The 26,941-nt window shown below is 59.3% G+C and carries 20 protein-coding genes; 2 read left to right on the top strand and 18 right to left on the bottom strand.

The genetic code is table 11. The annotated features are described in order from the left end of the window. Positions 1 to 26: 26 nt before the first annotated feature. Positions 27 to 1,412 carry an asparagine--tRNA ligase gene (gene asnS, locus KJB29_RS11710; protein ID WP_215734737.1) on the bottom strand — a complete coding sequence of 462 codons (1,386 nt, stop codon included), beginning with the start codon at positions 1,410 to 1,412 and terminating at the stop codon, positions 27 to 29. Positions 1,413 to 1,506: 94 nt separating this feature from the next. On the opposite strand from asnS, the gene KJB29_RS11705 reads away from it, so the two are divergent. Beyond that, the gene (locus tag KJB29_RS11705) at positions 1,507 to 1,887 is read left to right on the top strand and encodes a glutaredoxin domain-containing protein (RefSeq protein WP_215734736.1); all 381 of its coding nucleotides are present in this window, start codon (positions 1,507 to 1,509) and stop codon (positions 1,885 to 1,887) included. Between the two features lie 92 nt (positions 1,888 to 1,979). Here KJB29_RS11705 and KJB29_RS11700 read toward each other — a convergent pair whose 3' ends face one another. The 11 genes from KJB29_RS11700 to KJB29_RS11650 form a co-directional block, all read right to left on the bottom strand. Beyond that, entirely contained in the window at positions 1,980 to 2,360 is a 381-nt protein-coding gene (locus KJB29_RS11700; protein ID WP_215734735.1) for an EamA family transporter, read from the bottom strand. Next, positions 2,353 to 3,219, bottom strand: coding sequence for a hopanoid biosynthesis-associated protein HpnK (gene hpnK / locus KJB29_RS11695; protein ID WP_215734734.1), 867 nt, complete (start codon positions 3,217 to 3,219; stop codon positions 2,353 to 2,355). Before hpnK ends, KJB29_RS11700 begins: the two co-directional genes overlap by 8 nt. Before the next feature lie 13 nt (positions 3,220 to 3,232). Then, complete coding sequence (gene hpnJ / locus KJB29_RS11690) at positions 3,233 to 4,660, bottom strand: hopanoid biosynthesis associated radical SAM protein HpnJ (RefSeq protein ID WP_215734733.1); 1,428 nt, start codon at positions 4,658 to 4,660, stop codon at positions 3,233 to 3,235. Between the two features lie 110 nt (positions 4,661 to 4,770). After that, the gene (locus KJB29_RS11685) at positions 4,771 to 6,006 is read right to left on the bottom strand and encodes an EAL and HDOD domain-containing protein (RefSeq protein ID WP_215734732.1); all 1,236 of its coding nucleotides are present in this window, start codon (positions 6,004 to 6,006) and stop codon (positions 4,771 to 4,773) included. Between the two features lie 148 nt (positions 6,007 to 6,154). Beyond that, positions 6,155 to 7,222, bottom strand: a complete 1,068-nt coding sequence (locus KJB29_RS11680) for a protein-glutamate methylesterase/protein-glutamine glutaminase (RefSeq protein WP_215734731.1) — start codon at positions 7,220 to 7,222, stop codon at positions 6,155 to 6,157. Positions 7,223 to 7,245: 23 nt separating this feature from the next. After that, entirely contained in the window at positions 7,246 to 7,734 is a 489-nt protein-coding gene (locus KJB29_RS11675) for a chemotaxis protein CheD (RefSeq protein ID WP_215734730.1), read from the bottom strand. After that, positions 7,731 to 8,600: a CheR family methyltransferase gene (locus tag KJB29_RS11670; protein WP_215734729.1), complete on the bottom strand. Its 870-nt coding sequence runs from the start codon at positions 8,598 to 8,600 to the stop codon at positions 7,731 to 7,733. Before KJB29_RS11670 ends, KJB29_RS11675 begins: the two co-directional genes overlap by 4 nt. 8 nt (positions 8,601 to 8,608) lie before the next feature. Then, positions 8,609 to 9,103, bottom strand: a complete 495-nt coding sequence (locus KJB29_RS11665; RefSeq protein ID WP_215734728.1) for a chemotaxis protein CheW — start codon at positions 9,101 to 9,103, stop codon at positions 8,609 to 8,611. Between the two features lie 197 nt (positions 9,104 to 9,300). Beyond that, on the bottom strand, positions 9,301 to 11,004 hold the full coding sequence (locus KJB29_RS11660) for a methyl-accepting chemotaxis protein (protein ID WP_215734727.1): 1,704 nt from the start codon (positions 11,002 to 11,004) through the stop codon (positions 9,301 to 9,303). Between the two features lie 305 nt (positions 11,005 to 11,309). Further along, complete coding sequence (locus KJB29_RS11655) at positions 11,310 to 13,058, bottom strand: methyl-accepting chemotaxis protein (protein ID WP_215734726.1); 1,749 nt, start codon at positions 13,056 to 13,058, stop codon at positions 11,310 to 11,312. Positions 13,059 to 13,459: 401 nt separating this feature from the next. Beyond that, positions 13,460 to 14,524 carry a GGDEF domain-containing protein gene (locus tag KJB29_RS11650; RefSeq protein ID WP_215734725.1) on the bottom strand — a complete coding sequence of 355 codons (1,065 nt, stop codon included), beginning with the start codon at positions 14,522 to 14,524 and terminating at the stop codon, positions 13,460 to 13,462. A 331-nt stretch (positions 14,525 to 14,855) separates the two neighbouring features. Between KJB29_RS11650 and KJB29_RS11645 the strand changes: the two genes are divergently transcribed. Beyond that, positions 14,856 to 17,444 carry a PAS domain S-box protein gene (locus tag KJB29_RS11645; RefSeq protein WP_215734724.1) on the top strand — a complete coding sequence of 863 codons (2,589 nt, stop codon included), beginning with the start codon at positions 14,856 to 14,858 and terminating at the stop codon, positions 17,442 to 17,444. 121 nt (positions 17,445 to 17,565) lie between these two features. On the opposite strand, the gene KJB29_RS11640 is transcribed toward KJB29_RS11645, so the two are convergent. The 6 genes from KJB29_RS11640 to KJB29_RS11615 all read right to left on the bottom strand — a co-directional run. Further along, on the bottom strand, positions 17,566 to 18,066 hold the full coding sequence (locus KJB29_RS11640) for a chemotaxis protein CheW (protein ID WP_215734723.1): 501 nt from the start codon (positions 18,064 to 18,066) through the stop codon (positions 17,566 to 17,568). Between the two features lie 9 nt (positions 18,067 to 18,075). Beyond that, positions 18,076 to 21,255 carry an MCP four helix bundle domain-containing protein gene (locus KJB29_RS11635; protein WP_215734722.1) on the bottom strand — a complete coding sequence of 1,060 codons (3,180 nt, stop codon included), beginning with the start codon at positions 21,253 to 21,255 and terminating at the stop codon, positions 18,076 to 18,078. 98 nt (positions 21,256 to 21,353) lie between these two features. Next, complete coding sequence (locus KJB29_RS11630) at positions 21,354 to 21,959, bottom strand: CheR family methyltransferase (protein WP_215734721.1); 606 nt, start codon at positions 21,957 to 21,959, stop codon at positions 21,354 to 21,356. A gap of 266 nt (positions 21,960 to 22,225) precedes the next feature. Then, a complete protein-coding gene (locus tag KJB29_RS11625) occupies positions 22,226 to 22,726 on the bottom strand; it encodes a chemotaxis protein CheW (RefSeq protein WP_215734720.1) in 501 nt (166 codons plus the stop codon). 9 nt (positions 22,727 to 22,735) lie between these two features. Continuing rightward, positions 22,736 to 24,454, bottom strand: a complete 1,719-nt coding sequence (locus KJB29_RS11620; protein WP_215734719.1) for a methyl-accepting chemotaxis protein — start codon at positions 24,452 to 24,454, stop codon at positions 22,736 to 22,738. A 248-nt stretch (positions 24,455 to 24,702) separates the two neighbouring features. Then, a partial coding sequence (locus KJB29_RS11615; protein WP_246561259.1) for an ATP-binding protein occupies positions 24,703 to 26,941 on the bottom strand: 2,239 nt, incomplete at its 5' end.

The following is a 26,941-nucleotide window of genomic DNA, read 5'->3' as shown; positions in this document are numbered from 1 at the left end:
AAACAAAAACGAGGATTTTTTCGTTTTTAAAACTCCGCGTGGCGGGGAGTGCGGGGGAACGGGATGACGTCCCGGATATTCTCCATGCCGGTGAGGTACATGATGAGCCGCTCGAAGCCGAGACCGAAACCGGCGTGGGGGGTGGAGCCCCAGCGGCGGGAGTCGAGATACCACCAGAGCCCCTCGGGATTGACCCCCACCTCGGCCATGCGCCCTTCGAGGACAGGGAGCCGCTCTTCCCGCTGGCTTCCGCCGATGATCTCCCCCACCTTGGGGACGAGGAGGTCCATGGCGGCCACGGTCTTGTCGTCGTCGTTCACCCGCATGTAAAAGGCCTTGATGTGCTTGGGGTAGTTGATAACAAAGACCGGCCCCCCCACCACCTGCTCGGTGAGATAGCGCTCGTGCTCGGTCTGGAGATCGAGCCCCCACTCCACGGGGTATTCGAATGTCACGGTTGCCCTCTTCAGGCGCTCTATGGCCTCGCCGTACTCCATGATAGCGAAGGAGGAGTTGGCCACCTGCTCCACCCGGGCCATGAGCCCCTTGTCGATGTGGTCGTTGAAGAACGCCATATCCTCGCCGCAGGTGTCGAGGACATGGCGGCAGAGGTAACGGAAGAACTCCTCGGCCAGGGCCGCGTCGGCCATGAGGTCGGCAAAGGCCATCTCGGGCTCGATCATCCAGAACTCGGCGGCGTGGCGGGGGGTGTTGGAGTTCTCGGCCCGGAAGGTGGGGCCAAAGGTATAAATATCGCTGAAGGCCTGGGCGAAGAGCTCCCCTTCCAGTTGGCCGCTCACGGTGAGCCCCGCCTGGGCGGCGAAGAAGTCGCGGCTGAAGTCCACGTCCCCCTCAAGAAGCGGTGGAGCGGCCGGATCAAGGGTGGTAACCCGGAACATCTCCCCGGCCCCCTCGCAGTCACTGGTGGTGATGATGGGGGTGTGGACATAGAGGAATCCGCGCTCGGCAAAGAAACGGTGCACCGCCTGGGCCACGGAGGAGCGGACCCGGAATACGGCTCCGAAGGTGTTGGAGCGGGGGCGCAGGTGGGCGATGCTCCGCAGGTACTCGAAGGTATGGCGCTTCTTCTGGAGGGGATAGCTCTCGTCGGCGGGGCCGATCACCTCCACCTCCTCTGCGTGGAGCTCGTAGCGCTGGCCGCTGGCCGGCGAATCCACGAGGCGTCCCCGGACCGCCACGGCGGCTCCGGTGCCGATGGCGCAGATATCGGCAAAATTAGCGAGCCGCGGCTCGGCCACCACCTGGAGATTGGCGAAGCAGGAGCCGTCGTTCAGGGCCAGGAAGGCAACCTCTTTCCCGGCCCGGATGGTCCTCACCCACCCTTTTACCATTATCTCATTCCCCAGCCCTTCGCCGGCCTGGGCGCTCCGGATACGTGTACGTGCGCTCATGGTGCTGTTCCCCGTGGACATTTGACTTGGCGCGTCTCTCCGGTATAGTCAGGAAAGACGACAGCCCAATTGTACAGCAAAGGAGAACCGAGTCATGAAGAAAATATCAGCCCTGATCCTCCTTCTCATGGTCGTCCTGGCTGCGGCACCAGGCCAGGCGGCGGAAACGCCGGCCGCCGGCCAGAGCAAAGTCGACGCAACGGCAACGAAACAGCAGGCCTACCCGAAGGTCGTCCTTTACTCGGTCGCCTGGTGCCCCCACTGCAAGGAGGCGAAGGAATACTTCACGCGGAACAACATCCCCTTCATCAACAAGGACGTGGAGCTGGACGAGAAGGCCATGGACGAACTGACCAAAAAGTACAAGAGCCAGGGGGTTCCTGTCATCGTCATCGGTGACGACAAGAAAGTGCTGAAGGGGTTCAACCCCGAGCTATTCGAGAAGGCGGTCAAGGAGATTCAGTCGAAGAAATAGGCATCGCACCGTGCCAAATGAAAAAAGGGAACCGTGATTGGCTCCCTTTTTTTCTTTCCGGTCCCTGGACACGGTTTCCCGATTCCCGTCTGTCAATGGGCTCCGCTCTTGGTGATGAGCATGACGCCGACGCAGACCAGGATGGTGCCGGTCCACCGAAGGGGAGAGACCGTTTCGCCGAGGAACCACTGGGAGAGGAACGCCACGAGGACGTAGTTGAGGGCCTGCATGGGGAGGGCCACGGAGAGGTCTTCCCAGGAGAGGACCGCCAGCCAGAGGAAGAAGAAGATCGCCAGCATGGCGGTGCCGATGATCAGCTTCGGCGTAGTAAGGGCCTGGATGGCCACATTGAGGATCCCACGCAGGTTCATGGCCGAGATATCCCCCATCTCCTTCATCCCCTTGGCGAGGAGGATGTCGCCGATGGTGCCGGCAGAGACGGCCATAAGCATGATGATAAACGTTTTAAGCATACGTCTTGACCTCGCCCCGGTAGTTTTTGAGCCCGATGCCCAGATCCTTCAGGCGCCCCTTCACCCGATGGCTCGTGAGGGCCGCCAGTTCCTCCTCATGCCGGTAGTCGGGCATGCGCCGGGTGATCTCGGCGCAGGGGAGGCACCCGGGGTGGAAGTAGATCTCGGTGGCCCCCTCCTCCAGCGTTTCCAGGGCCTTGAGGAGGTACGACTCGGTCATCCGCCCCGAGCTGAGGAGCCCCTTCACCTCCCGAGTGTAGCCGATGCCGAACCGATCCAGGACGGGACGGCAGCGATTGGCAAGCTTCGAGAAGATGAAGGCGTCCGTTGCCTTGCCGAAGAGCCGGGAGCAGTCGATGGCAAGGTTCGATCGGAGGTCCTCCCGGCTGAGGCGGAAGGTGGTGATGCCGTACTTGGGCATGAGCTCGCAGAGGATATCGAAGACCACCGGGTGCATGTGGATGTTCAGGTGGCCGTCGATGTGAGACAGGGGAATGCCGGTCTGGAGGAAGCGCTCGATCTGGGCCTCGATCTCCCGGTGGAGTTGCTTGCGGAACGGTTTGATGAAATAGTAGCGCATCCCCGCATGGACCGGATCGTCGGTGAAAAGCCCTTTGGCGTCGCAGATCCGGGGGAATTTGGGATGCTCCCCCACGGCACGACCCTGGACGAGGGTGAGATGGAGCCCCACCTGGAGCCCCGGGTTGGCCTTGGCCAGGTGCACCGCCTCGTGGAAGGCATCCGCCCCGACCATGAGCGAGGCGGAGGTGAGGATCCCCTCCTGCCAGGCCTTGATGACCGCTTTGTTGACGCCGTCGGAGAGGCCAAAGTCGTCGGCATTGATGATGAGTTCTTTCATGGGATGGCGGCCGTCAGCAGGATGATCCGGCAGCTTTCCGCTTCCGCATGTACTCCAGGTACTGCTTCCCTTCCTTCAGGAGCTTCTTCCGCTCCTCGCCGTCCACGATCATCTTCATGATGCTGCGGCCGATGTACTTGGGGCGGAAGTAGAACTTGTTGTAGAAAAGCTCCACCGCGTCGAAGATCTCCTTGTTGGAGAGGTGGGGATAGTTGATGACGCACATCTGGTGGCCAGTGTCGTCGATATAGGACTCGGAGGCGATCCAACCCTCCTGCCGGCAGAGATCCCAGAACTCGGTGCCGGGATAGGGGGACGCCAGGGACGCCTGGATGGAGTTGAGGTCCAGGGCCTTGGCGTACTCGATGGTCTCGCGGATGGTGTCGCGGGTCTCGCCGGGGAGCCCCATGATGAAGGCGCCGTGGACGGAGAGGCCGAGCTTCTTGCAGTTTCTCGTGAACTCGATGGCCTGCTCCTTGGTGACCCCCTTCTTGATGTTCTTCAGGATCTGCTCGTTGCCGGTCTCGTACCCCACCACCACGTGGCGAAGCCCCGCCTCGCGCATGATCTTGAGGGTTTCGTAGTCGCAGTTGGCCCGGGCATTGATGGTCCAGGAAATCCCCAGGGGCTTCAGCTTGGCGGCCACCTCGCGGGCGTGCTTGCGGTCGGCGGTAAAGGTGTCGTCGTCAAACGAAAGCTCCCGCATCTCGGGGATATTGTCGACGATCCACTTCACCTCTTCGTAGACGTTCTGGGGGGAGCGGGTCCGCATGGCCCGGCCGGAGAAGGTCTGGGGCCAGAGGCAGTAGATGCACTTGGAGGGGCAACCGCGGCTGGAGTAGATGGAGACGTAGGGGTTCTTGAAGTGGGGGATGACGTATTCCGCAATGGGAAGATCCCGCTTGTAGACCGGCGCCACGAAGGGGAGCGCGTCCAGGTCCTGGATCGGCGGACGGTCCGGGGTGTGGTGGATCTTCCCGTCCTTCCAGAAGCTGATCCCGTCGACCTTTTCCCACTCGCGCCCCTCGCAGAGTTCCTTGGTGGTGTAGTCGAACTCGCCGCGGCAGACGATGTCAATGATCCCTTCACCCTGGCGCAGGGTCTCCTCGGGGAGAACGGAAACGTGGGGTCCCGTGAGGACCGTAACCGTGGCCGGCTTCTGCTCCTTGACGCGGCGAGCGGTGGCGATGTCGAGGGCCAGGGTCGGCGTGGAGGTGTACATCACCACCATGTCGAAATCACGGGCAATGGCCAGGCAGTCGTCGATGGTGAAGCGTTGCACCGGGGCGTCCACCACCCGGGAGCCGTCGATCATCCCGGCGGGAAAACAGAGCCAGGTGGGGTACCAGAAGGAGGTCACCTCCCGGGATGCCTGGTAGCGGGCGCCGGCGCCGCCGTCGAAATCTTCATAGGTGGGGGGATTGAGAAACAGAGGCTTCATGGAAAATCTCCCGAAAAAACGGATGCCTTCACGGGGATTTGCCCCATGAACAAACCGGCAGTATGAAGGTATGCCGACGGAAAGTCAAGGATGGAGGGGTAATGACCCGATCAGACGGCGTCATCCATGCCGTTGACCCAGTTGCAGGCTGCCAGCTGGACAGGGGCAAGGTTCGCCATGGAGAGGCTGAAGCGTGCGATGAGAGGCGAGATCTCGTCGAAATCGTCCCTCTCGATCTTTTCCACAAGCTGGAGGAGGATGCCCAGCTCCCCGTCCCGGCCCAGCAGTGCCTGCCGGACGTCCTCGTTCAGGTTGAGGGGGGCCACCACTTCCTCGATGGGCATTTTGAGCAGGGCGTCGGCAAGGGAGAGAATACCGGTCATGAAGGCCCGGTCGGGATATTCGCGGTCAAGGAGTGCGGTGGGCTGCTCCGAGATGATGAGTTCCATGAGGCGAGCCCTGGTTGCCGCCATAACCAGAAGCGGGTTATCGCCAACCGCCTGGGCGGTATTGGCGAAAAGCGCCATCATGGCCCAACGGCGCAGCTGGTGGTAGCCAAGCACCATGATCGCATGGCGCATGCTGGTGATCCTGCTCTTGAGTCCCACGGAAACGGAGTTCACCAGCCGGAGGAGGTTGATGATCAGGTTCGGGTTCTGCTTGAAGGTATTTTCCAGCTCGTCGATATCAACCTCGGCCACGAGCTGGTTGAAGAGCTTGATGATGGCGAGGCGCCCCACGTCGACGCGGGTACGGGTCAGCACAACCGGGCGGGCGAAGTAGTACCCCTGGAAGTAGGTGAAACCGAGGGACTCGCACTGCTCGTACTGCTCGACGGTCTCCACCTTCTCGGCCAAAAGTTTCGGCTGCCAGTGCCTGAAGGTCTCCAGTTCGGTTCGCAACCGCTCCATGCCGGTACGCATGAGATCAACCTTGATGACATCAACTATCTCGTAGAGGGGTTCGTAGACCGGCGCGTAGACATGGTCGTCAAGGGCGATCGAAAATCCCTTCTCCTTCAGCTCGCGGCAGCGGGATATGACCGTGTCGGTTATGGGAACGTGCTCCAGAAGCTCGATGACCACCTTTTCAGGGGGTAGGAGTTCGAGGGCCTCGCTCATGAGGACATCGGCATTGACGTTGATGAACCCCTTGTGCTTGCCGAGGATTTCACGGAGGCCGAAACTGGAGAGGGCATCGAAGATGACGCTGGCGCTGGCCTGGAGATAATCGGTGACATTGGCGTGGAGGGTATCGGCCGAACGGAAGAGGAGCTCGAAACCGTAGAGCTTCTGCTCACGGTCGAGAATCGGCTGGCGGCCGAGGAAAAACTTTTCTTCTGCCATGAACAAACTCCGCGCGAGGATAATGCAACGTCAATGCGGCAACCAGCATACTACCAGGCGGCAGCAAGTAGCAAGATAGCAAGTAGCGAGATAGCGAAATAGTTTTTTTACTCCCGTGCTCCCTAACTATCTCGCTCCCTCGCCATTCCTACCCGCACAGCCGCAGCACTTCCCGGGCAATGGCATCCAGGGGGATCACCCGGTCGGCACCACCCCGCTTGATGGCCTCGTTGGGCATGCCGAAAACAACGCAGGTGGCTTCGTCCTGGGCGATGGTGACAGCGCCGGCATCCCTCATCTCCTTCATGCCGCTGGCGCCGTCGTCCCCCATGCCGGTCATGATGACCCCCACGGCGTTTTTCCCGGCATAGCGGGCCGCCGAGCGGAACAGGACGTCGACGGAGGGGCGGTGGCGGGAGACCAGCGGCCCGTCCTTGATCTCCACGTAGTAACGGGCGCCGCTCCGCTTGAGGAGCGTGTGCCGGTTGCCGGGGGCGATGAGGGCCCTCCCCCGCATGACCGTGTCGTTGTCGGCCGCCTCCTTCACCGTGATGCGGCAGATGCCGTCGAGCCGCTGGGCAAAGGCCCGGGTGAATCCCTCGGGCATGTGCTGCACGATGACGATAGGAGGGGAATCCGCCGGGAGCGCTTCAAGGAAGACCCGCAGCGCCTCGGTGCCGCCGGTGGAAGCCCCCACGACCACCACCTTCTCGGTGGTCTGGATCATGGCCTTTGAGCCCGGCTTTTCCAGGATCACATCGGCGGAGAGCTTGGGAGCAATCTCCTTGCCGGTACGCGGCGTGATCTTGCGGAGCCTGGCCTGGCTCGCCGCCTTCACCGCGTCGCAGATCCTGACCCGCGACTCCTCCAGGAACTGCTTGGTGCCGAGCTTCGGTTTCTGGATGATCTCCACCGCCCCGTATTCCAGGGCCTTGAGGGCCGTTTCCGAACCGCTCTCGGTGAGGGTCGAGCACATGACCACCGGGATGGGGTGCTGGCTCATGATCTTCTTGAGGAAGGTGATGCCATCCATGCGCGGCATCTCGACGTCGAGGGTGATGACATCGGGGACCTGCTCCCGCATCCGCTCCGCGGCGATGAAGGGATCGGCCGCCGGCGCCATGACCTCGATATGGGGGTCCGAGGCGAGGATGTCGGCCATGGTCTGCCGGACTACAGCCGAATCGTCAACGATGAGCACCTTGATTTTCTTCATGGCGTTCCCTGGTTATGGAGTTTTCACGCCCCGTTTATTCCACCGCCCCGGCGGAGACGCTTCAGGAAGACTTCGCCGGTGTGGGCCACGAAAAAGAGCTTCCGTCCCCTCGTCCCCCCCACGTCCCGCGAAGCCACTGACAGCCCTTCGGCGGCCAGGACCTGCATCGCTATCTCCACGTTGCGCCTTCCCACGCCCACCCTGCTTCCCCCTGCGCCGAGCATATCGGCGCCGCCGAAAACCTTCACTTCGAGGCGTTGCCGGTTGACACCATGGGCCGCAAACATTTCGAGCATGTGAAGAATGGAGGAATCGACGTAACGGAAGGCATCGGACCGCGGCCCCTCCGGAAGCAACGCATGACAGATGGCGGCGGTACCACTGAGGCGATCGAACATGGTGACCGATATGCACGAGCCGAGGACCGTGGTCACTACAGCGGGGGTTGCGGCAAAGTGCAACTCTCCCGGTTTCAGATACACCTTTGGAAGGTCGGGCGCAATGGCTGTCATGGCGGTTTCCGGTAGATGGTTGAGGCCACCTGAACCAGGGGGACATCGAGCCCCGACAGGGTTTCAGAGTGACCCATGAAGAGGTAGCCACCGGGGATCAGATGGCGGCAGAACTTGTTGAGAAGCCGCTCCTGGGTCCGCTTGTCGAAGTAGATGATGACATTGCGGCAGAAGATGATGTCCATGGGTTCCCGCAGGCCGAAATCGTCGTCCATGAAATTGAGCCGGCGGAACCTGATGCGGTTGCGAAGCTCGGGTGCGATTCGCACGAGCCCCTTCTGGCCGTCCTTCCCCCGGAGAAGATACTTCCGCTTGAGGGGGAGGGAGACCGGCTCGACCCGCTCCTCCTCATAGATGGCCAGCTTTGCCTTGTCAAGGACGGTGGTGCAGATGTCGGTCGCAAGAATGCTGTAGGAAAACCCCTGGTTCTGCTCGGCGAATTCCGCAAGGACCATGGCAAGGGTATAGGGCTCCTCGCCGCTGGAACATCCCGCGCTCCAGAGGGAGAGCCCTTTGCGGAAACCGATCCCCCGCGATTCCGCCAGGTCAGGGAGGGCCTTTCCCACCAGATAGTCGAAATGGGCCGGCTCGCGGAAAAAATCGGTCTTGTTGGTGGTGACCACGTCAATGAGGTGGACGAGCTCCAGCCCTGCCCCCTCGCGGCTGAAGATGAAATCGGCGTAGTCCTGAAACCCCCTCAGGCCCAACACCCTGAGTCGTTTCTGGAGCCGCGCCTCCAGCATCGTCTTCTTGGCCGGCGGCATCTTGATGCCGCACTGGTCATAGATGAACTCGGCGAATCGCGAGAACTCCCGGTCGCTCATGGCCGCCGGGAGGTTTCGACTGTCAGTGGCTTCTGTCAACATTCGAGTAGTCAGGCCGCCTCTCCCGCCACGACGCCGGCAGTGGCAATCTCATCGCTGGTGAAGGTACGGTCGATGTCGAGGATCATGATGAACTGCCCATCATGTTTCCCCATCCCCAGAATGAAGTCGGTGTTGAGCTTGGTCCCGATCCGGGGAGACGGCTCGATCTGCTCGGGTTCCAACTCGAAGACCTCCTGCACCGAGTCGGCCAGGGCGCCGATAATGATGGTCTCGCCCTCGTGGTTCACTTCCACGACAATGATGCAGGTATTGACGGTTTTCTCCGTCACGGGCATGCCGAACTTGAGCCGCATGTCCATAACCGGCACCACGCTCCCCCGTAGATTGATGACCCCGCGCATGAAATCAGGGGTCTGGGGGACTTTCGTAATGGATGTGAACTCAAGGATTTCTCGCACCTTCGCCACATCTACGGCAAAGACCTCCTCTGCCAGCTTGAAGGTCAGATACTGTCGGGTTTCCGTTATTGCGGCAACGCTCATGGTAACCTCCTCATGGGGGTTTTTCTTCGGGTCCGGGCACAGGCGGTTCGCTCCCCTGAACCTTTGCCTCTATAGAATATATATCGACAGACCATGAAAATTCTTTAGCAGTTCAGGAATTACCTGATCAGTTCAACGAAATAGGAGGAGAAGGCGCCGCGTTCCATCGCGACGCCTTCCTGGTATCCGAGAGTTCTTCAGAATCGCTCGAACCCTGCATCGAGTCCGTCGCTGTCACTCTCCAGATCGAGGACAACACCGCCCGCCGCCACCCGAGCCGGCTTGCGATAGCCGTTGGCATAGCCATTGGCGTGGGCGATTTCCGGCTGTCCCGCGGGGATTTTCTTGATGGGAGCGGGACGGCGGACACTTGCCGAAGGAGCGTTGCGGACCGTGGCCTCCTCGCCGATCCGGAAGAAGGCGATGGTTGACTGGAGCTGCTCTGCCTGGCTCGCAAGTTCTTCCGACGTCGAGGCCATCTCCTCGCTGGCGCCGGCGTTCTGCTGGATCACCTGGTCCAGTTGCTGGATCGCCCGGTTGATCTGTTCCGCGCCGGTGTCCTGCTCCTTGCACGCCGCGCTGATCTCCTGCACCAGTTCCGCGGTCCGCTGGATGTCGGGAACCATGCGGGTCAGCATCTCCCCGGCCGCTTCGGCCACCTGAACGCTCGTGGACGAAAGTTCGCTGATCTCCGCCGCCGCATGCTGACTCCGTTCGGCCAACTTCCGCACCTCGGCGGCAACCACAGCGAACCCCTTGCCGTGCTCCCCTGCCCGCGCCGCTTCGATGGCTGCGTTCAGGGCCAGAAGATTCGTCTGGCGGGCTATTTCTTCGATAATGGAAATCTTTCCCGCAATCTCCTTCATGGCATGGACCGTTTCGGCAACGGCTTTGCCCCCTTGCTTTGCGTCATCGGCGCTCTTGACCGCGATCTTTTCGGTCTGGGTGGCGTTGTCGGCGTTTTGGCGAACATTGGAAGACATCTGCTCCATGCTGCTCGACGCCTCTTCTGCCGCGGCTGCCTGCTCCGTGGCCCCCTGGCTCATCTCCTCGCTGCTGGACGACAGCTCCTGGCTCCCCGAGGCCACGTTGTCGGCGGCGCTCTTCACATCGACAACCACTGCTGTCAGCTTCTCGACCATGTTCCGCATGGCCGAGAGAAGAGCTCCGGTCTCATCCTTGCCCGTCGACTCGATCGCCACGGTCAGGTCACCTTTGGCAAGGCGGTCGGCAACCCCAACCGCAACATTGAGCGGACGGGTAATCCCTCGGGCAATGAAAAATGCAACCGCAACGCCGATAACAATCGCCACCCCCGCCACCACGAGCATGAAGAAGCGCGCATCGGCATAGGCCGCCTGGGCCTCGGTGTGCCGCTGTGCCATCCGCTCCTCCTGATAGCGAACCAGCGTGCTGAACGCACCCTTGATCTTCATATCCAGGGGATACGCCTCCCGGTTGAACGTGGCAACGGCCTCGGCGGTCCTGCCGGAGACGGCCATCTCGATCACGTCGTTGTTGGCCTTGCGGGCCACGTCGATGGCCCCCTTGGCAGCGGCGATCAGTTCCTTCCCCTTGTCGGTGGTCTCCAGCTTCTCCAGCTTCGCCATGGCCTCCTGGTACGAGGCCCGGTGTTTTCCAACGATCTCCTTCGCCTCGACCCTGGCCGCTTGGTCCCTCACCATCATCAGCTCGATCTGTTCAATGAGGCCGCTGATCTCCGTCGTAACGTCATTGGCCAGCTTGATCTTCGCATAGTTGACATTAACGATCCGTTCAAGGTTCTCGTCGATGGTGCCCATGCCGCCTATCCCCAACCAGGTCAGCACACACAGCAGCAAAAGCGTAACGCCAAACCCCAAACCAAGCCGACTGCCAATCTTCAGATCACCCAGTTTCATAACATTTCCTCCCTCGAAAATCAGACATACAGCACATGGACACCAGGTATTTCGCGGAAGGACCAGGAATTTCCCGACCCTCACTTAAGCAGATCGGCAATAAAAAAATAAACTTTAATAGAAAAATACTAATATTTAATAAACATCATACTAAAAGATAACAATTCGGTATCATTAAACATTTACCACCGAATTGATATGGAACGACTAACAATTCAAAAAAATACAAACGGCGTTTAACAAAACAGCCCCTCCCGAATAACACGGGAAGGGCTGATTTTTTGCGTGCATGACTCCTGACCGACTCAGAATTTTTCGAATTCCTGGTCCAGGTTGTCGTGGTCGGAGCCGAGATCGAGATCGACGCCTGTGTTCGCTGCCTTCTTGAACTTCTCAGGAGCGTGATAGCCGTTGGCACTGCGGGAAGCGATGTGCTTCACCTCCACCTTGTGAGCATGGGGCTTCCTGGTATTTGCGCCCATTCCCGAAACCACGCTGCCGTCAACCTTGAAGAAGCCGATGGTCGCCTGTAACTGCTCGGCCTGGGAGGCAAGTTCCTCTGAGGTTGAGGCCATCTCTTCGCTGGCCGAGGCGTTCTGCTGGATGACGGTGTCGAGCTGCTGGATCGCCTTGTTGATCTGTTCGGCGCCGGTGTCCTGCTCCTTGCACGCCGCGCTGATCTCCTGCACCAGTTCCGCGGTCCGCTGGATGTCGGGAACCAGGCGCTCCAGCATCTCGCCCGCCTTCTCCGCCACGTCGACGCTCGTGGCCGACAGCTCGCTGATCTCGCCCGCTGCCTTCTGGCTCCGCTCGGCAAGCTTTCTCACCTCGGCCGCCACAACCGCGAACCCCTTGCCGTGCTCGCCGGCCCGGGCCGCCTCGATGGCCGCGTTCAGTGCCAACAGGTTCGTCTGGCGGGCGATCTCCTCGATGATGGATATCTTCCCGGCGATCTCCTTCATGGCATTCACGGTCTGGCTTACCGCCCTGCCCCCCTCCTTGGCGTCGGTGGCACTCTTGAGGGCGATTTTTTCGGTCTGCTGGGCATTGTCGGCATTCTGACGGATATTGGAGCTCATCTGCTCCATGCTGGACGACGCCTCTTCAGCCGCCGCAGCCTGCTCCGTTGCCCCCTGGCTCATCTCCTCGCTGCTGGAGGAAAGCTCCTGGCTGCCGCTTGCCACGTTATCGGAGGCCGATTTCACATCGGCCACGACGATTTTCAGCTTCTCCACCATGTTCGCCATTGCCTCAAGGAGCTGCCCGGTTTCATCCTTGCTGGTGACGTCGATAATCATGGTGAGGTCGCCGACGGCAAGCCTGGTGGCCACATCAACCCCCTGCTTCAAGGGCAGTGTGATGGCCCGGCTGATGAATATTCCGATCCCAAGCCCCAGTACCAGCGCCACAAGGCTCAACCCGATCATCGCCTTGACAGCCATCTGCTCATCCTTCTCCGCAGTGGCGACGGCGTCGTTGGTGAACTTCTCGACATTTTTCAGGAACGAGTCGATCACCTGCTCAAGGTCACGTCCCTCCTTTTCCACACGGTGCTCCAGTTCAGCCACCGCTCCGAACTTGCCGGCATCGAGAATAGTGAAGAGCTCCTGAGTGACTTTCTCGAAATCGTTGTATTCTTTCTCGATCAGCTTCAGGCGTTCAGCCGTTTCGGTGAACTCTTTCTGGGCAGCGGTATTTCCAGCCGTTTCCTTGAGGGCTTGTTGCACCACCTGCTCCGCCTTTTTCAGGACCACATCAAACTCCTGGGACTTTTTCCCGAACTCTTCCTCCACCTTTTTCAGCTCAACCTGCTGGTTGTTTGTTCCAAGTCGGACCGCCCGATGGAAGAGGACCATTTCATCCTTCTGAATACTTCCTACTTCATTAATCGCCTCGGTGAGAGGGATGTCCTGCTTGTCAATCCCCGCGATCTCCCCCCCAATCCCTTTCAACTTCACGACACCAAAAGCGGCTATGATCATCATGAAGGCGAGCATGAGCGCCACCAGACCGAGTACCTTGGTGCCTATCTTCATGTTTTTCATGAGCTTCATTCGTACTACCTCCTGTGTACCGAGAGTACCGCCGATAGCGTTGCGGCTTTAAAGGGAAGGATAGTCGGCCAAAAGCGCTGTCGACCGGCTTTAACAAAACATCACTCTCATATTCGTATTTTCAGCAGTCGAGTTGCCAGGTTTTCCGCATGCACTATAGGGAATTTCCTGACCCTCATAGATGGTATCGGCGATATCTGGGTAAACTTTAGAATTCTAATAAGCCAGGCCAAACAATCAGTATGGCGACAATAGTGGCCATAAAAAACGCCGTGGCACTGGCCACGGCGTCAACGACACATTTACAGTAAAGTTCAGAATTTATCGCTGTCTTTCCTGAAGAATCGGTCAGACCGCAAGGTCACAAAAACTCGGGTCTTTTCCTCCATTTTCATGAGCATCTACGCCTGCTCCCCCAGCAGGGAAGAGCAGACGCGGTTCTTGCCGCTGACTTTCGCCTGGTAGAGGACCCGGTCAGCCTCTTCGATTACATCGGCGACTTCAATTCCCAGCCGCAACGTCACCGAGGCAATACCGACACTGACCGTCGGCATGATCTTCTCATTATTCAGGGGGAGGGAAAGCGACGCCACGTTCTGCCGGAACCGCTCGGCAACCACCCTGGCGCTCTCCTGCGACGTATCGGGGAGCAGCACCGCAAATTCCTCCCCGCCGTAGCGGGAAACGACATCGGATTTCCGGAAACTGAGCCTGAGCATCTTCGCGATGGCAACGAGAACCTGGTCTCCGGCTCCGTGGCCGCAGGTATCGTTAACGCGCTTGAAGTCGTCGAGATCGATCAACAGCAGGGAAAACGGCTTGGTGGTCCGCTTCCGGGCCTCGACTTCAAGCATTGTCTCGAAAACCCGACGGTTGTAAAGACCAGTCAGATGGTCGCGCATGGAAAGGTTCCTGAGTCGATCACACTCCCGGGCAGCTGCCAGGGAGCGCGCAAAATTTTCGCCTATTCCGTTCACGAACTCGTCGGAATATTGACATTCGGCAATCGATTGACGGGAAAGGGAAAGCGTTCCCGACCCGTCGGGGAAAGGAATTGCATAGACGTCAGCGGCGTCGCTCAGCCCCTTCTGCGCAGGGTCGACAAAGAGAGGGGATGTGGCGCCATCTTGACGTTTTTTTGACAAACAGCGACCGCGCCCATCCCTTCCCCGCCCGATCGCGCCAGAGGAATAGTCGTGACAGCAAACCGAAAGCAGTTGCCACCCAAGAGTCTCGCTGAGCCATGAAGATGCGGCCTCGCACACCTCCCGCGGGTCGAGAAGCGAACCAACGACCGCGCCAAACTCCGCAACGAGAAGCAGTTCGGCAACGCGCCGCTTCATGGCGGCGGGAGATTCGTCACACCAGGAGAGTGTCGATTTCAGTTCGTGCCGTGCATGGGGCGCGCGCGCCATCCGTCCCGGCTTTACCGTGGAGTTTCCCGCCATGATGTTCGATTGCAGCATTCCGATTTCCTCCCTGAAAAAGCACAACATAATAGTTACAGTCAATTACGGGGCATTGTCGTCAAAAAGCATATTTAATGCCATCCATTAACACGATATAAAAATCATTATTTGACACCCTTCCATAATTCTTTACCACTGCGCCGCTAAACACTTTATTTTTAAAATAAAACTATGTATGATTTCTCACATCCACAGGTTTTTCCCAAGAAGTGCCAGTTGCGAATTTTGTCATGGATTGAGGTCCTTCGAGGACGTGTCCCTCTAATTTTCAGCTGTAACGAGCGTACCTGCCATGAATCCATCCCCCTCATTCTCCATACGGAAGCATATGATAATCCTGATCGTCGTCATGACGGTCGTCCCTCTCGGGATTATCCTGTATTCGGCCTTCAGGCAGCAGAACTACACTGTCAACGAAGAACGCCTTGTTGCAGAGAGGCTTGCCGACGAAATCAGTAACCATCAAGAGGTCCTTCTTTCAGGAGCCGAACAACTGCTCATAACCCTCTCCCACCTTCCAGCCATCCGGAAGCATGACGCCGAAGAGACAAACCACCTCCTCGCCGAACTCATCAAGCAGAACCCCCAGATCTCCAATATCCTGGTGATTGATCCAAACGGCCAAAACTGGGCATCGGCACTCCCGACCCGTGGCGCCATCAACGTTTCCGACCGGAGATATTTCAGAAACGCGATGGCAACCGGGCAGTTATCGTCGGGTGAATTCATTATCGGCAGGATCCTGAACAAACCGGCGCTCAATTTCGGCTATCCCATCAAAGACGCATCGGGGCGTATCACGAATATTGCCATGGTTGCCCTCTCCCTTGAAAAATACCATCAACTGCTCAATATGAAGAAAATGCCCCCACGGACGTCTCTCGTGTTGACGGACCACCGGGGAATCATTCTCTTTGATGCTGGAGCCAGGCAGAATATTGGAAGACAGGACAAGGATGACATTTTCCGGCGCATGGCTGAAGGCCCTGACGCGGGGACGTTCGAGGCGGTCGGGATCACCGGGATCCGACGGTATTTTGCCTATCAGAAAGTCCGCCTGAGCAATGAAGAGAAGCCGTACATGTATGTGCGCACCGGCATTCCGGTGGAGACGGTGGCAAGGAGAATCCGCTCGGAACTCCTGCTCCACGTGGGGGTCATGACGACCGTCATGATTATGGCCATCGTTCTGGCCGCCTACATCAGCAAACGGGGGCTCATCGACAAAGTGACCGCCCTCCGGAATGCCACGCAGAAGCTTTCCCAGGGAGATCTGACCGTCAGGGTCTCCGAACACGTCTCCGGCGGCGAACTGGGCGAGCTTGGTTGCGCGTTTGACGACATGGCACGAAAACTGGCCGAGGATAGTGCGGAACGACAGCGAACCGAACAGGCGCTTCGGGACTCGGAGCGGCGTTTTGCGGATCTGGTGAAGTTTTTGCCCGATGCCATGTTTGCCCTGGACCGCAACGGCATTGTTATCGCCTGGAACCGTGAGATGGAAGCGATAAGCGGATTACCGGCAGCAGACATTGTCGGCCGCGACAGCACGGAAGTGGGGAAGGCATTGCATGGCGAACCGCGTGGGGTGCTCGCCAACTTCATTCTTTCCCGGGACGAAGACCTTCTCCGCCGCCACTACCCGGTTGTCAAATTTGACGGGGATCACGTGGTCACCGAAGATCACCCCATGAAAACCGGAACTCGATGGGTTTGGGCCATTGCCAGACCAATGTTCGACGCTTCGGGAAACGTTGTCGGCGCCATCGAGGTAGTGCGCGACGTGACCGACCGGAAAAAGATCGAAGAGGAACTGAGGAGAAGTGAGATCCGCTATCGACGTCTCTTCCAGGGCAGTCATGCGGTCATGCTCCTTCTTGACCCGAAATCCATCTGCATCGTTGACGCAAATCCCGCGGCGGCTGCTTACTACGGGTACCCCATTGATGAGTTGCGGGGGATGTCCATGAGTACGATCAATACCCTTTCTCCCGAAAAAATCGCGGAAGAGATGGCTCTCGCCCGGAGCGAAGGGCGCAAGCACTTCTGCTTTGCGCACCGCTTGGCAAACGGAGAGGTTCATCCGGTCGAGGTGTTCAGCGGGCCAATCGAGATCGACGGGAAACAGCTGTTATTTTCCATCGTCCACGACATTACCAAGCGGAGAGAGGCGGAAGAGAAACTGCGGGTCATGAATGAAGAACTGGAGCGGCGAGTCTTGGAACGAACCGCCCAACTGGAGGCCGCCAACAGGGAACTCGAGTCGTTCAGCTATTCCGTTTCCCACGATCTGCAGGCGCCACTCCGACACATGACAGGCTACAGCAGGATCCTTCTCGACGAGTTACACGAGAAATTGGATGACGATGCGGTCGGTTATCTTGAGCGGATTGCCCAGGCAGGGGTAAAGATGGGGTCGCTTATCGATGCGCTGCTGCAGCTCTCGCGGGTCAGCAGAACGGAGATGAATGTTTGTGACGTCAATTTGACGACCCTTGCCCATGAGGTGGTCAATGACCTGCAGCAGGAAGCCCCGGAACGGGCCATTCGGGTGAGTATCGCCGACGGCCTTGAGGCCAAGGGAGACCCTGCGTTGCTCCGGTCGGTGCTGGAAAATCTGCTGGGAAATGCCTGGAAGTATACACGTCACACCGACGAGGCTGAAATCGAGTTAGGCACAGAGGAGAAAGATGGTGCTACCGTATTTTTTGTGCGGGACAACGGCGTTGGGTTTGACATGATCTACGCGAATAAGCTCTTTGGTGCCTTCCAGCGCCTTCATTCCGAGGCAGAGTTCAAGGGAACCGGTATCGGCCTGGCCACTGTCAAGCGGATCATCAGCCGTCATGGTGGGGATATCTGGATGCACGCGGAGAAGGGGAGAGGCGCAACCGTTTACTTCACGGTCGGGGGATAACCCGTTACAGCGGTCTCACTCTCGCAGGATTTAGGCGAAGGCCCCGTTTCCGGGGCCTTTTCAATTGGCAGGCGACACTAGGGCAGAGGCTCGATGAAATGCCCAGCGTCGGTGGTCAGTCTCAGCCGTTAACCGCCACCTTGTCCGGTTCGACGATGCCGGACAGCTCGTCGCCACTGAACACCCGGTCGATGTCGAGAATGATGATGAACTGCTCTCCGTGCTTTCCCATGCCCCGGATGAACGTGGTGTCCAGTTTCGTCCCGATCCTGGGCGCCGGTTCGATGTTCTCCGGCTCAAGCTCGAACACCTCCTGCACGCTGTCGGCCAGCATCCCCAGCACGAGGGTGTCATCGCCGGAGGCTATCTCCACTACGATGATGCAGGTATTGACGGTGCGCTCCGTCCCGGCCATGCCGAATTTCAAGCGCATGTCCATTACCGGCACCACGCTCCCCCGCAGGTTGATGACCCCCCGCATGAATTCGGGGGTCTGGGGGACCTTGGTGATGGCGTTGAATTCGAGAATCTCCCTAACCTTTGCCACATCCACGGCAAAGATCTCGTCGGACAGGCTGAACGTCAGATACTGCCGTGCTTCCGTTATCTCCGAAACCGCCATGGTGGCCTCCTAGAATTTCTCGAATTCGCTGTCCAGGCCGTCGTGCCCGTTCAGCTCCAGGTGAATGCCGGCATTGACCGCTGCCTTGGCCGGCTTGCTGCTCCCCTGGTGGTACCCATTGGCCTGGGCATGGCCGGCAGGTTGCTTTTTGGGTGCCCTGAGAGCAGGCACGCTCTGGCGCACGGCAGACCCGACCCCGTCGACCCTGAAGAAGGCGATGGTGCTCTGGAGCTGCTCGGCCTGGGATGAGAGCTCCTCGGCGGTAGAGGCCATCTCCTCGGCGGCACTGGCATTCTGCTGGATCACCTGATCCAGCTGCTGGATCGCCCGGTTGATCTGCTCGGCGCCGGTATCCTGCTCCTTGCTGGCGGCGCTGATCTCCTGCACCAACTCGGCGGTCCGCTGGATATCGGGGAGAATGCGGGCTAGCATCTCGCCCGCCTTCTCGGCCACCTCGACGCTGGAGGCGGACAGCTCACTGATCTCGCCGGCAGCCTTCTGGCTCCGCTCGGCAAGCTTCCGCACTTCGGCAGCGACAACCGCAAACCCCTTGCCGTGCTCGCCGGCCCGGGCCGCCTCGATGGCCGCGTTCAGGGCTAGGAGGTTGGTCTGGCGGGCGATTTCCTCGATGATGGAGATCTTCCCGGCAATCTCCTTCATGGCCGTCACGGTCTCGGCAACGGCTTTACCACCATGCTGGGCATCGTCGGCAGCCTTGAGGGCGATCTTTTCGGTCTGGGTGGCGTTGTCGGCGTTCTGGCGGATGTTGGAGCTCATCTGCTCCATGCTCGACGACGCCTCCTCGGCCGCGGCAGCCTGCTCCGTGGCCCCCTGACTCATCCCCTCACTGCCGGAGCTCATCTCGCGGCTGCCAGCGGCCACGTTGTCGGCGGCAGACTTCACGTCGGCCACCACCTCGGAGAGCTTCTTCACCATGGCCGAAAGGGCCTTCATCAGCTCGTCGTTGTCGCAGCGCTGTTTGAGCTCCACGGTAAGATCGCCGCCGGCCACCTGCTGGGCCGCCCTGACGATCCCGTTGGTGGCGTCGATGAGGGTGTTGAGGTTTTGCTTGATGAGGTTGTACTGCCCCTTGTACTCCTTGGTGATAACTGGTGGCATATCCCCCTTGCTGATCCGGTCCACATAGTCAGCCGTCACCATGAGGGGTTCGACAATGTTGGTGACGGTGTCGTTGACGCCGCCCACCAGCTGGTTCCAGCCCCCCACAAAGAGGGAGGCATCGGCCCGCTTGTCCAGCTGCCCATCGGCGGCGGCGCGGATGATGATATCGGTCTGGGCCAGGAGATCGCTCATCATCTTCACCACGGCGTTCAGGTTGTTCTTGATGACGTTGTACTGCCCCTTGTACTCGGCGGTGATGATCGGCGGGATGACCCCCTTCGCCACGTTGTCCACGTAATCGGCCGTGACCATGAGGGGATTGACGATGTTGGCGACGGTATCGTTGACCCCTTGGGCCAGGGTCTGCCACCCCCCCACGAAGAGGGCGGCGTTGGCCCGCTTGTCGAGTTCGCCGTCGGCAGCGGCCTGGATGAGAATGTTGAGCTGGCTTTCGAACTGCTTCAGGTTCGCTCTCACCCCTTCTATGGTTTCATTGATGAACGCCTTCTTGCCGGGGAACTTTTCCAGTTCGGCGTCGAAATTCCCCTTGCCGAACTCGGCGATGCAGGCCATCGCCTTTTTCTTGACGCTGATGTGCCCCATGACCATGGTGTTGATGCCTTGGGCCATGGTGCGGTAGGATCCCTGGTAGTTGTCGGCAGGGATGATGACATCGATGTCGCCCAAGTCGTGCATTTTGGACATTTCGTTCATGTCGGCGACAAGGCCGTTGAGGGTGTCGATGCACTGATTGAGGTTGTTCTTGATCTCGTTGAAGTCGCCGTTGTAGCTGTCGGTGATCCGCGGCGGGATATCTCCCTTGGAAATGCGATCCACGTACTCGGCCGCCACGTTCAGGGGGCCGATGACCGCATCGAGGGTGTTGTTGACCCCTTCCACGATCCTGCGGTAATCGCCCTCGTGCTTCGTGGCGTCGGCCCGGGTGGCGAGCCTTCCTTCCACCGCCGCCCTGGACAGCATGTTGGCATCGGCCACCAGAGAGTTCACCGCCACGATGCACTGGTTCAGGTTGTTCTTGATCTCGTTGAAGTCACCATTGTATGCGTCGGTGATCTGCGGCGGGATATCCCCCTTAGAGATGCGGTCCACGTACTCGGCGGCAACGTTCAGGGGGCCGATGACCGCATCGAGGGTGTTGTTGACCCCTTCCACGATCTTGCGGTAGTCGCCCTGGTGCTTCGTGGCGTCGGCACGGGTGGCGAGTCTTCCTTCCACTGCCGCCTGGGAGAGCATACCGGCATCCTTGGCGAGGGCGCCGATAGCCTCCACCATCTTCTTCATGGCGGCCATGACGCTCGTCGTGTCACCATTTTTCAAGGTGATCTCCCGGGAAAGGTCACCAGCACCCACAAGGTTGGCGATCTCACCCACATCCTTGGGATCGCCCCCCAGTTGCCTGCCGACGATGCCGGCAATGAACAGCCCAAGCCCCACGGATGCAAGCGCGCCAATAATCAGGGCAACGATCATGATGAGGGTTGCCTGCTTGGCCGCTGCGGAGTTTTCTTCGGAGGTCAGGTTGGCCTGCTTGAGCTTGGACTCCATCAGCTTATCGATGACTTCCTGTTCATGCATGGCGGCCTTTTTCCCCTCGCCCGTGATCAGGCTCTCGGCCTCCTGTTTTTTCCCTGCAGCAGCCAGGCTCAGCACTTTGTCTATCGCCATCCCGTACTCGCTGCGCGATTCCTTGAATTCAGCGAACAGCTTCCGCCCCTCGTCCGTGAGAATCGTCTTTTCAAAATCTTCCGCGATTTTTCCGATGTCAGCCCGTAATTTCTTCATGGCATCAACGGCCTTGGCGCGCTCCTCAGCGGTATCGGCCCCCACGGCATCCCTCAGGTTGATCCTAACGCGTTGAAACGCCACCGAAATCTCAGCCAGGTGACCGATCGGCACCGTCACCTTTTCATACAGCTTGGTGTCGGCCTTATCGATCTTGTTGATGTCATAGATCCCAACCCCGCCGATGGCGGCGGCAATAACCGCCACGATCATGAAGCCGGTGATCAACTTGGCCTTCAGCTTCAAATTGTAAAACCATTGCATACGCTCCTCCTCCTTTGGGGTAATGGTACGGTGCAGCGTGTCATGCGAAGTCCAGCAACGAGAACCACGCGAACTCCTTGGGCGACGTTCGCCGCCAATCAGCCAATCTTCTTGAACACCTGGGCATCGGGCACCACCTGCCGGAACAGGTGCGCCGCCTCGGGAGGCATCTTCTGGGTATTCTCGCAGGCGAGATACCCGCCGGGGGCCAAAGCATCGTGGAACATCCCGAGCACCTGGACGCGTTGCTCGTAGGAAAAATGGAGAAGGACGTTTTTGCAGACGATGAGGCAGTAGTCGCGCCCCACCGGCTTCAGGGAAAGGAGATCGTGGTACCGGAAGGAGACCCGATCCCGCAACAGCGGCACCACCCGGAGGTGGTTTTCGCTGTCTGCCGGCTCGAAGTACTTTTCCAAAAGCTCCGACGGCGTTCGCTTGAGCTCGTCATAGGGATAGACCGCCCGGGTCACCACGTCGCCGAAGTTGTTGGCGCTGTCGTAGTCGGTGGCGTCGATCCGAACGTTGCGGAATCCGTACTGATTCATCCGCTCGGCCATGATCATGGCGATGGTCCAGGTCTCCTGGCCCAGGGCGCAGCCGGCATCCCATACCTTGATCCGGCTGCGCCCCGTGGCGTAGTCGATCATGTGGTTCGCCGCATGCTCGAGGGTGGGTTGGTCCCGCATGAAGAAGGTAAACGCCATGGAATTGACACCTTTTTCCGAAATCACTGCCCTGCGCGTTCTGGTTACATTATTCCTCTTCGGATGTAACGATGAACGAGATATCAGGAAATCCCTTGCAACTTAAAGAAATTTTCCTTAGGCGTCTTTAAATGGATCCACTATCGCGCAAGAACTGAGGGAATGGTCGCCGGTTATGGCAAATTCGGGGAGCACAAAAGAAAAAGCCGCCTCTTCCCGATGGGAAAGAGGCGGCCTTGCCGCTGCGTGCCTATGGCGGGCGGCGGTCAGCCGTTAACCGCCACCTTGTCCGGTTCGACGATGCCGGACAGCTCGTCGCCGCTGAACACCCGGTCGATGTCGAGAATGATGATGAACTGCTCTCCGTGCTTTCCCATGCCCCGGATGAACGTGGTGTCCAGTTTCGTCCCGATCCTGGGCGCCGGTTCGATGTTCTCCGGCTCAAGCTCGAACACCTCCTGCACGCTGTCGGCCAGCATCCCCAGCACGAGGGTGTCATCGCCGGAGGCTACCTCCACCACGATGATGCAGGTATTGACGGTGCGCTCCGTCCCTGCCATGCCGAATTTCAAGCGCATGTCCATTACCGGCACCACGCTCCCCCGCAGGTTGATGACCCCCCGCATGAATTCGGGGGTCTGGGGGACCTTGGTGATGGTGTTGAATTCGAGAATCTCCCGAACCTTTGCCACGTCCACAGCAAAGATCTCGTCGGCCAGGCTGAACGTCAGGTACTGCCGTGCTTCCGTTATCTCCGAAACCGCCATGGTGGCCTCCTAGAATTTCTCGAACTGGTCGTCGAGACGGTCGTCCCCCATCTCAAGATCGACACCGCCACCCACGGCAACCTTTTTGTTCACACCGGGCTCCTTGCCATAACCGTTCGCATAGCCGTTGGCGTGGCTTGCCGCCAGGTGCTTCACCTGTACCTTGTGGGCGGTCAAGGGTTTCTTCATGGCGCTCACCCTGCCGGTAACCGTCCCGCCATCCACACGGAAGAAGGAGATGGTTGCCTGGAGCTGCTCCGCCTGGCTCGCCAGCTCCTCGCTGGTGGAGGCCATCTCCTCGCTGGCCGAGGCGTTCTGCTGAATCACCTGATCCAGCTGCTGGATCGCCTTATTGATCTGCTCGGCGCCGGTGTCCTGCTCCTTGCACGCCGCACTGATCTCCTGCACCAGCTCCGCCGTCCGCTGGATGTCGGGAACCATGCGGGTCAGCATCTCCCCGGCCGCCTCGGCCACCTGCACGCTTGAAGCAGACAGCTCGCTGATCTCGCCTGCCGCGTGCTGGCTCCGTTCGGCCAGTTTCCGCACTTCCGCGGCGACAACCGCAAACCCCTTGCCGTGTTCTCCGGCCCGGGCCGCCTCGATGGCCGCGTTGAGGGCCAGGAGGTTGGTCTGGCGGGCAATTTCCTCGATGATGGAAATCTTGCCGGCAATCTCCTTCATGGCGTGGACGGTCTCGGCAACGGCCTTGCCCCCCTGTTTGGCGTCGTCGGCACTCTTCACGGCAATCTTCTCGGTCTGGGTGGCGTTGTCGGCATTCTGGCGGATGTTGGACGACATCTGTTCCATGCTGCTGGAGGCCTCTTCCGCGGCGGCCGCCTGCTCCGTTGCCCCCTGGCTCATCTCCTCGGAGCTGGACGAGAGTTCCTGGCTTCCCGCCGCCACGTTGTCGGCGGCGTTCTTCACATCAACCACCACGACCTTCAGCTTCTCCACCATGTTCGACATGGCATCCAGGAGCTGGCCAGTCTCGTCCTTGCCTGTTGCGTGGATGGAGACAGTCAGATCGCCACCGGCAAGCTTGTTGGAGACGTCGACCGCCTCAAGGAGGGGCCTGGTGATGCTCCGCGTCAGCACCAATGCCAACCCGACACCCAGGGCTATTGCTATCCCCCCGATGATGAACATCATGTTCCGCGCTGTTTCATAGGCCGCAACGGCCTCGTCGTATCGCTCCTTGGTCCGCTCCTCCTGATAGCTGAGAAGGGCGTCCAGCCCGTCAAGCCAGGTACGTACCGCAGGCCGGGCGTCCTTCATCATGATGGCGTATGCATCATCCTCCTTGCCGGCCAAGGCGTCCTCGACGACCTTGTTGTTAAATGCGCGGGCCTTTTCCTGATCCGTCTTGATTTTAGCAATCAGATCCTGTCCCTTCGTATCATCCTTAGGGGTCAGTTCGATAAGCTTGGCGAACTCCTTGTCGTAGGAATCCCTGATCTCAGGAAGCTTCTTCGCCACCTCCTGCCGCTTTTCCTGGTTACGGTCAAGAAGCATGTTCCGAAGCTGAATCGATACCTCATTGATGGCATCGGCCATGTTTACCGCAAGGAAGGCCCGCACGTTGTTGACCTTGACAATCCGGTCGAGTTTTCCCTGAATACCCTTCATGTTCGCGACGCCGATCCAGATCAGCACCACCATCAGGATAAGCACCACCGCAAACCCGCACACCAGCTTTGACGCGATTTTCAGATTCCGAAACCATTGCATACCTCATACTCCTCCTTTATAGAGAAATCGCCGTACATAGAGCTCTCTTCGGACAAGTCGCCCTGACCGCCATCAGGGATTCCCTGATAGGCCCATCCGTTTTTCCCATCTCGTTTTAATAAATTTTTCTTTACCAAAACACAGAAAGAGGTATGGCGGAACCCGGAAACGGCTCATGGGGAAGGAATAAAAGGGAGAGAAGTCGCCTGATATCCGGCGGAAAAAGGCAACTTCTGTCGGGTGGAAGGTCAGGACATTCCGCCGACCGCCGCCTCTACCCTGCGGACTTCGCGTCGGAGTTGGGGGATGATCCGGGCGGCAGCGGCGCCGTCGCTCTTTCGAGCCGCCGTTTCCACGTCGGCGGCGCATCTGCTCACCTGGGGCGCACCGATTGTTGCCGCAGAACCCTTCACGGAGTGGGCAGCCGCGACCAGTTCAGCGTACTTGCCGGCGGCGAGGTATTCCTCCATCCGTTCGCACTCCGCCGCCGTTGACTGGGCGAAGATGGCAAGTACCTCGGCAAGGCAATCCCCGATTCCCGCGTCATGGAACTGTGACCGCTGAAATTCAAGGTCAAACGGAGAACCTTCATCGGGAGCATCATCCATCGGGGACCTCTCCTCGGGTGGCAATCCGCCCCGTTCTCCGGCGACACGAAGGAGCATCCTCTGCAACTCCCCACGGATAAGGGGCTTGGATAGGTAGTCGGACATCCCCGCGGCAAGGAAACGGTCCCGGTCATCCTTCAGGGCATGGGCAGTCAGGGCGACAATCGGAATCGTGCGAGCCTTCTCCCCCGCGTCTCCCCGGCGGATCGCCCGGGTGGCCTCGATCCCGTCCATCTCGGGCATTGAAATATCCATGAGAACCAGGTCGTACGTGCCATCCCTGAGGGCGTCAACGGCCTCCCTGCCGTTGGTGACGGCAGCGACCCGTTGCTTGAGCGCCGTAAGCAGACCAATGGCCACCGTCCGGTTCAGCTCGTTGTCCTCGGCCACAAGCACTGAGAGGCCGGGAAGTACGCTGTCGGAAAGCTCCTCGCCGACGTTTTTTGCCGCGGGAGGGCGGGCTGCAGGCCTCAGGGGGAGGAGAACACGGAAGGTCGCCCCTTTCCCCGCCTCACTCTCAACCTCGATGGTTCCCCCCATCAGTTCCACGAGACTCCGGGAGATGGCGAGCCCCAGGCCGGTTCCGCCATAGTTGCGGGTTGTGGAAGAATCGGCCTGGCGGAACATCTCGAAGATCCTCTCATGCTTGTCCTTCTCTATCCCGATGCCGGTATCGCTTACCGTGAAGAGCAGATTCCCGCCGGCAGGGTCCGCATCCGTCGCAAGGGTGACCCGTCCTCCCGTCGGGGTAAATTTGATGGCATTCGAAAGAAGATTGGTCAGTATCTGGCGGAGGCGGGCCGGATCGCCACAAATGAACTGCGGCGCCTCATCCCCCACAAGGACCGAAAGGTTGATAGTTTTTCGCTCTGCCTTCACGGCAAACAGGCGGCGGAGCGATTCGACAAAGGAGCGGAGTTCCAGTGCTTCGTCCGAAAGCTCCAGGCGCCGGGCTTCGACCCGGGAGAAATCGAGGATGTCGTTGATGATGGTCAGGAGCGATTCGGCGGCAGTGCTCGAGTCGTCCACCAGCCGGCGCTGCTGCTGAGAGAGATGGGTCTCCTGCAGCAACTGGTTGATCCCTATGATAGCATTCATGGGTGTACGGATCTCATGACTCATGGTGGCGAGAAATTCGCCCTTGGCACGGTTCGCCTCCTCGGCCTCCTTCCTTGCCTGGACGAGTTCGGCGGTCTTCTCCTCCACCTTTTCCTCCAGGTTATGGATGAAGGCGTGGAGTTCCGTCGACATGACGTTGAAAGACGCTGCGAGTTCATTCATTTCACGATCGCGGCCGAGAGGGATCTGCTCGCCGAGGTAACGGTGGTCGTGGGCGATCCGGCGGGCACTTTCGGTGACGGAAGCCAGTGGTCTTAGGACTACGCGGCCAAAGAACCAGCTCTTGATGGCGAAAAACAAAGCGATCACCGCAAGGAGCAGCGCCGACAGCTTGAGGGAAAAGCTATTGGCCTCGGCATAGGCCTCGGACAGAGGAATCCGGATGGAAATTGCCGACACGAGCTCGTTCTCATGGCGGCTGAAGCTGCGGTCGGGCCCATAGGTGCTGACCAGGCCGCCAGGCGCCTTCTCCGGGCTGCTGTGGCAGAGCAGGCAGGACTTCTCCATTGATTCGCCCCGTACCATGGAGACGAAAAACAGCTTGCCGCCAATCTTGCGCACGCCGTTGAACCGTGTCACTGTCGGGTCGTGGCCGGCCCGCTCCAAGAACTCGCGCTCGGAGGGATCGGCCTCGTTCTGGGGGTTCCGGGCATTGATGGCGCATTCCTTGTAATAGTACTCTTTATGGCGGCCCCGGTTTTCTTGGACACGAAAATGAGGTAAATCTACGTGTTCAAGGAGGTCGTCAATGGAAAAGGAT

This window comes from Geobacter grbiciae, assembly GCF_018531165.1.
In the GTDB taxonomy this organism is placed as follows: Bacteria; Desulfobacterota; Desulfuromonadia; order Geobacterales; family Geobacteraceae; genus Geobacter; species Geobacter metallireducens.
Note: the sequence above shows the minus strand (reverse complement) of the source record. Positions and strands in the feature narration are given on the sequence as shown.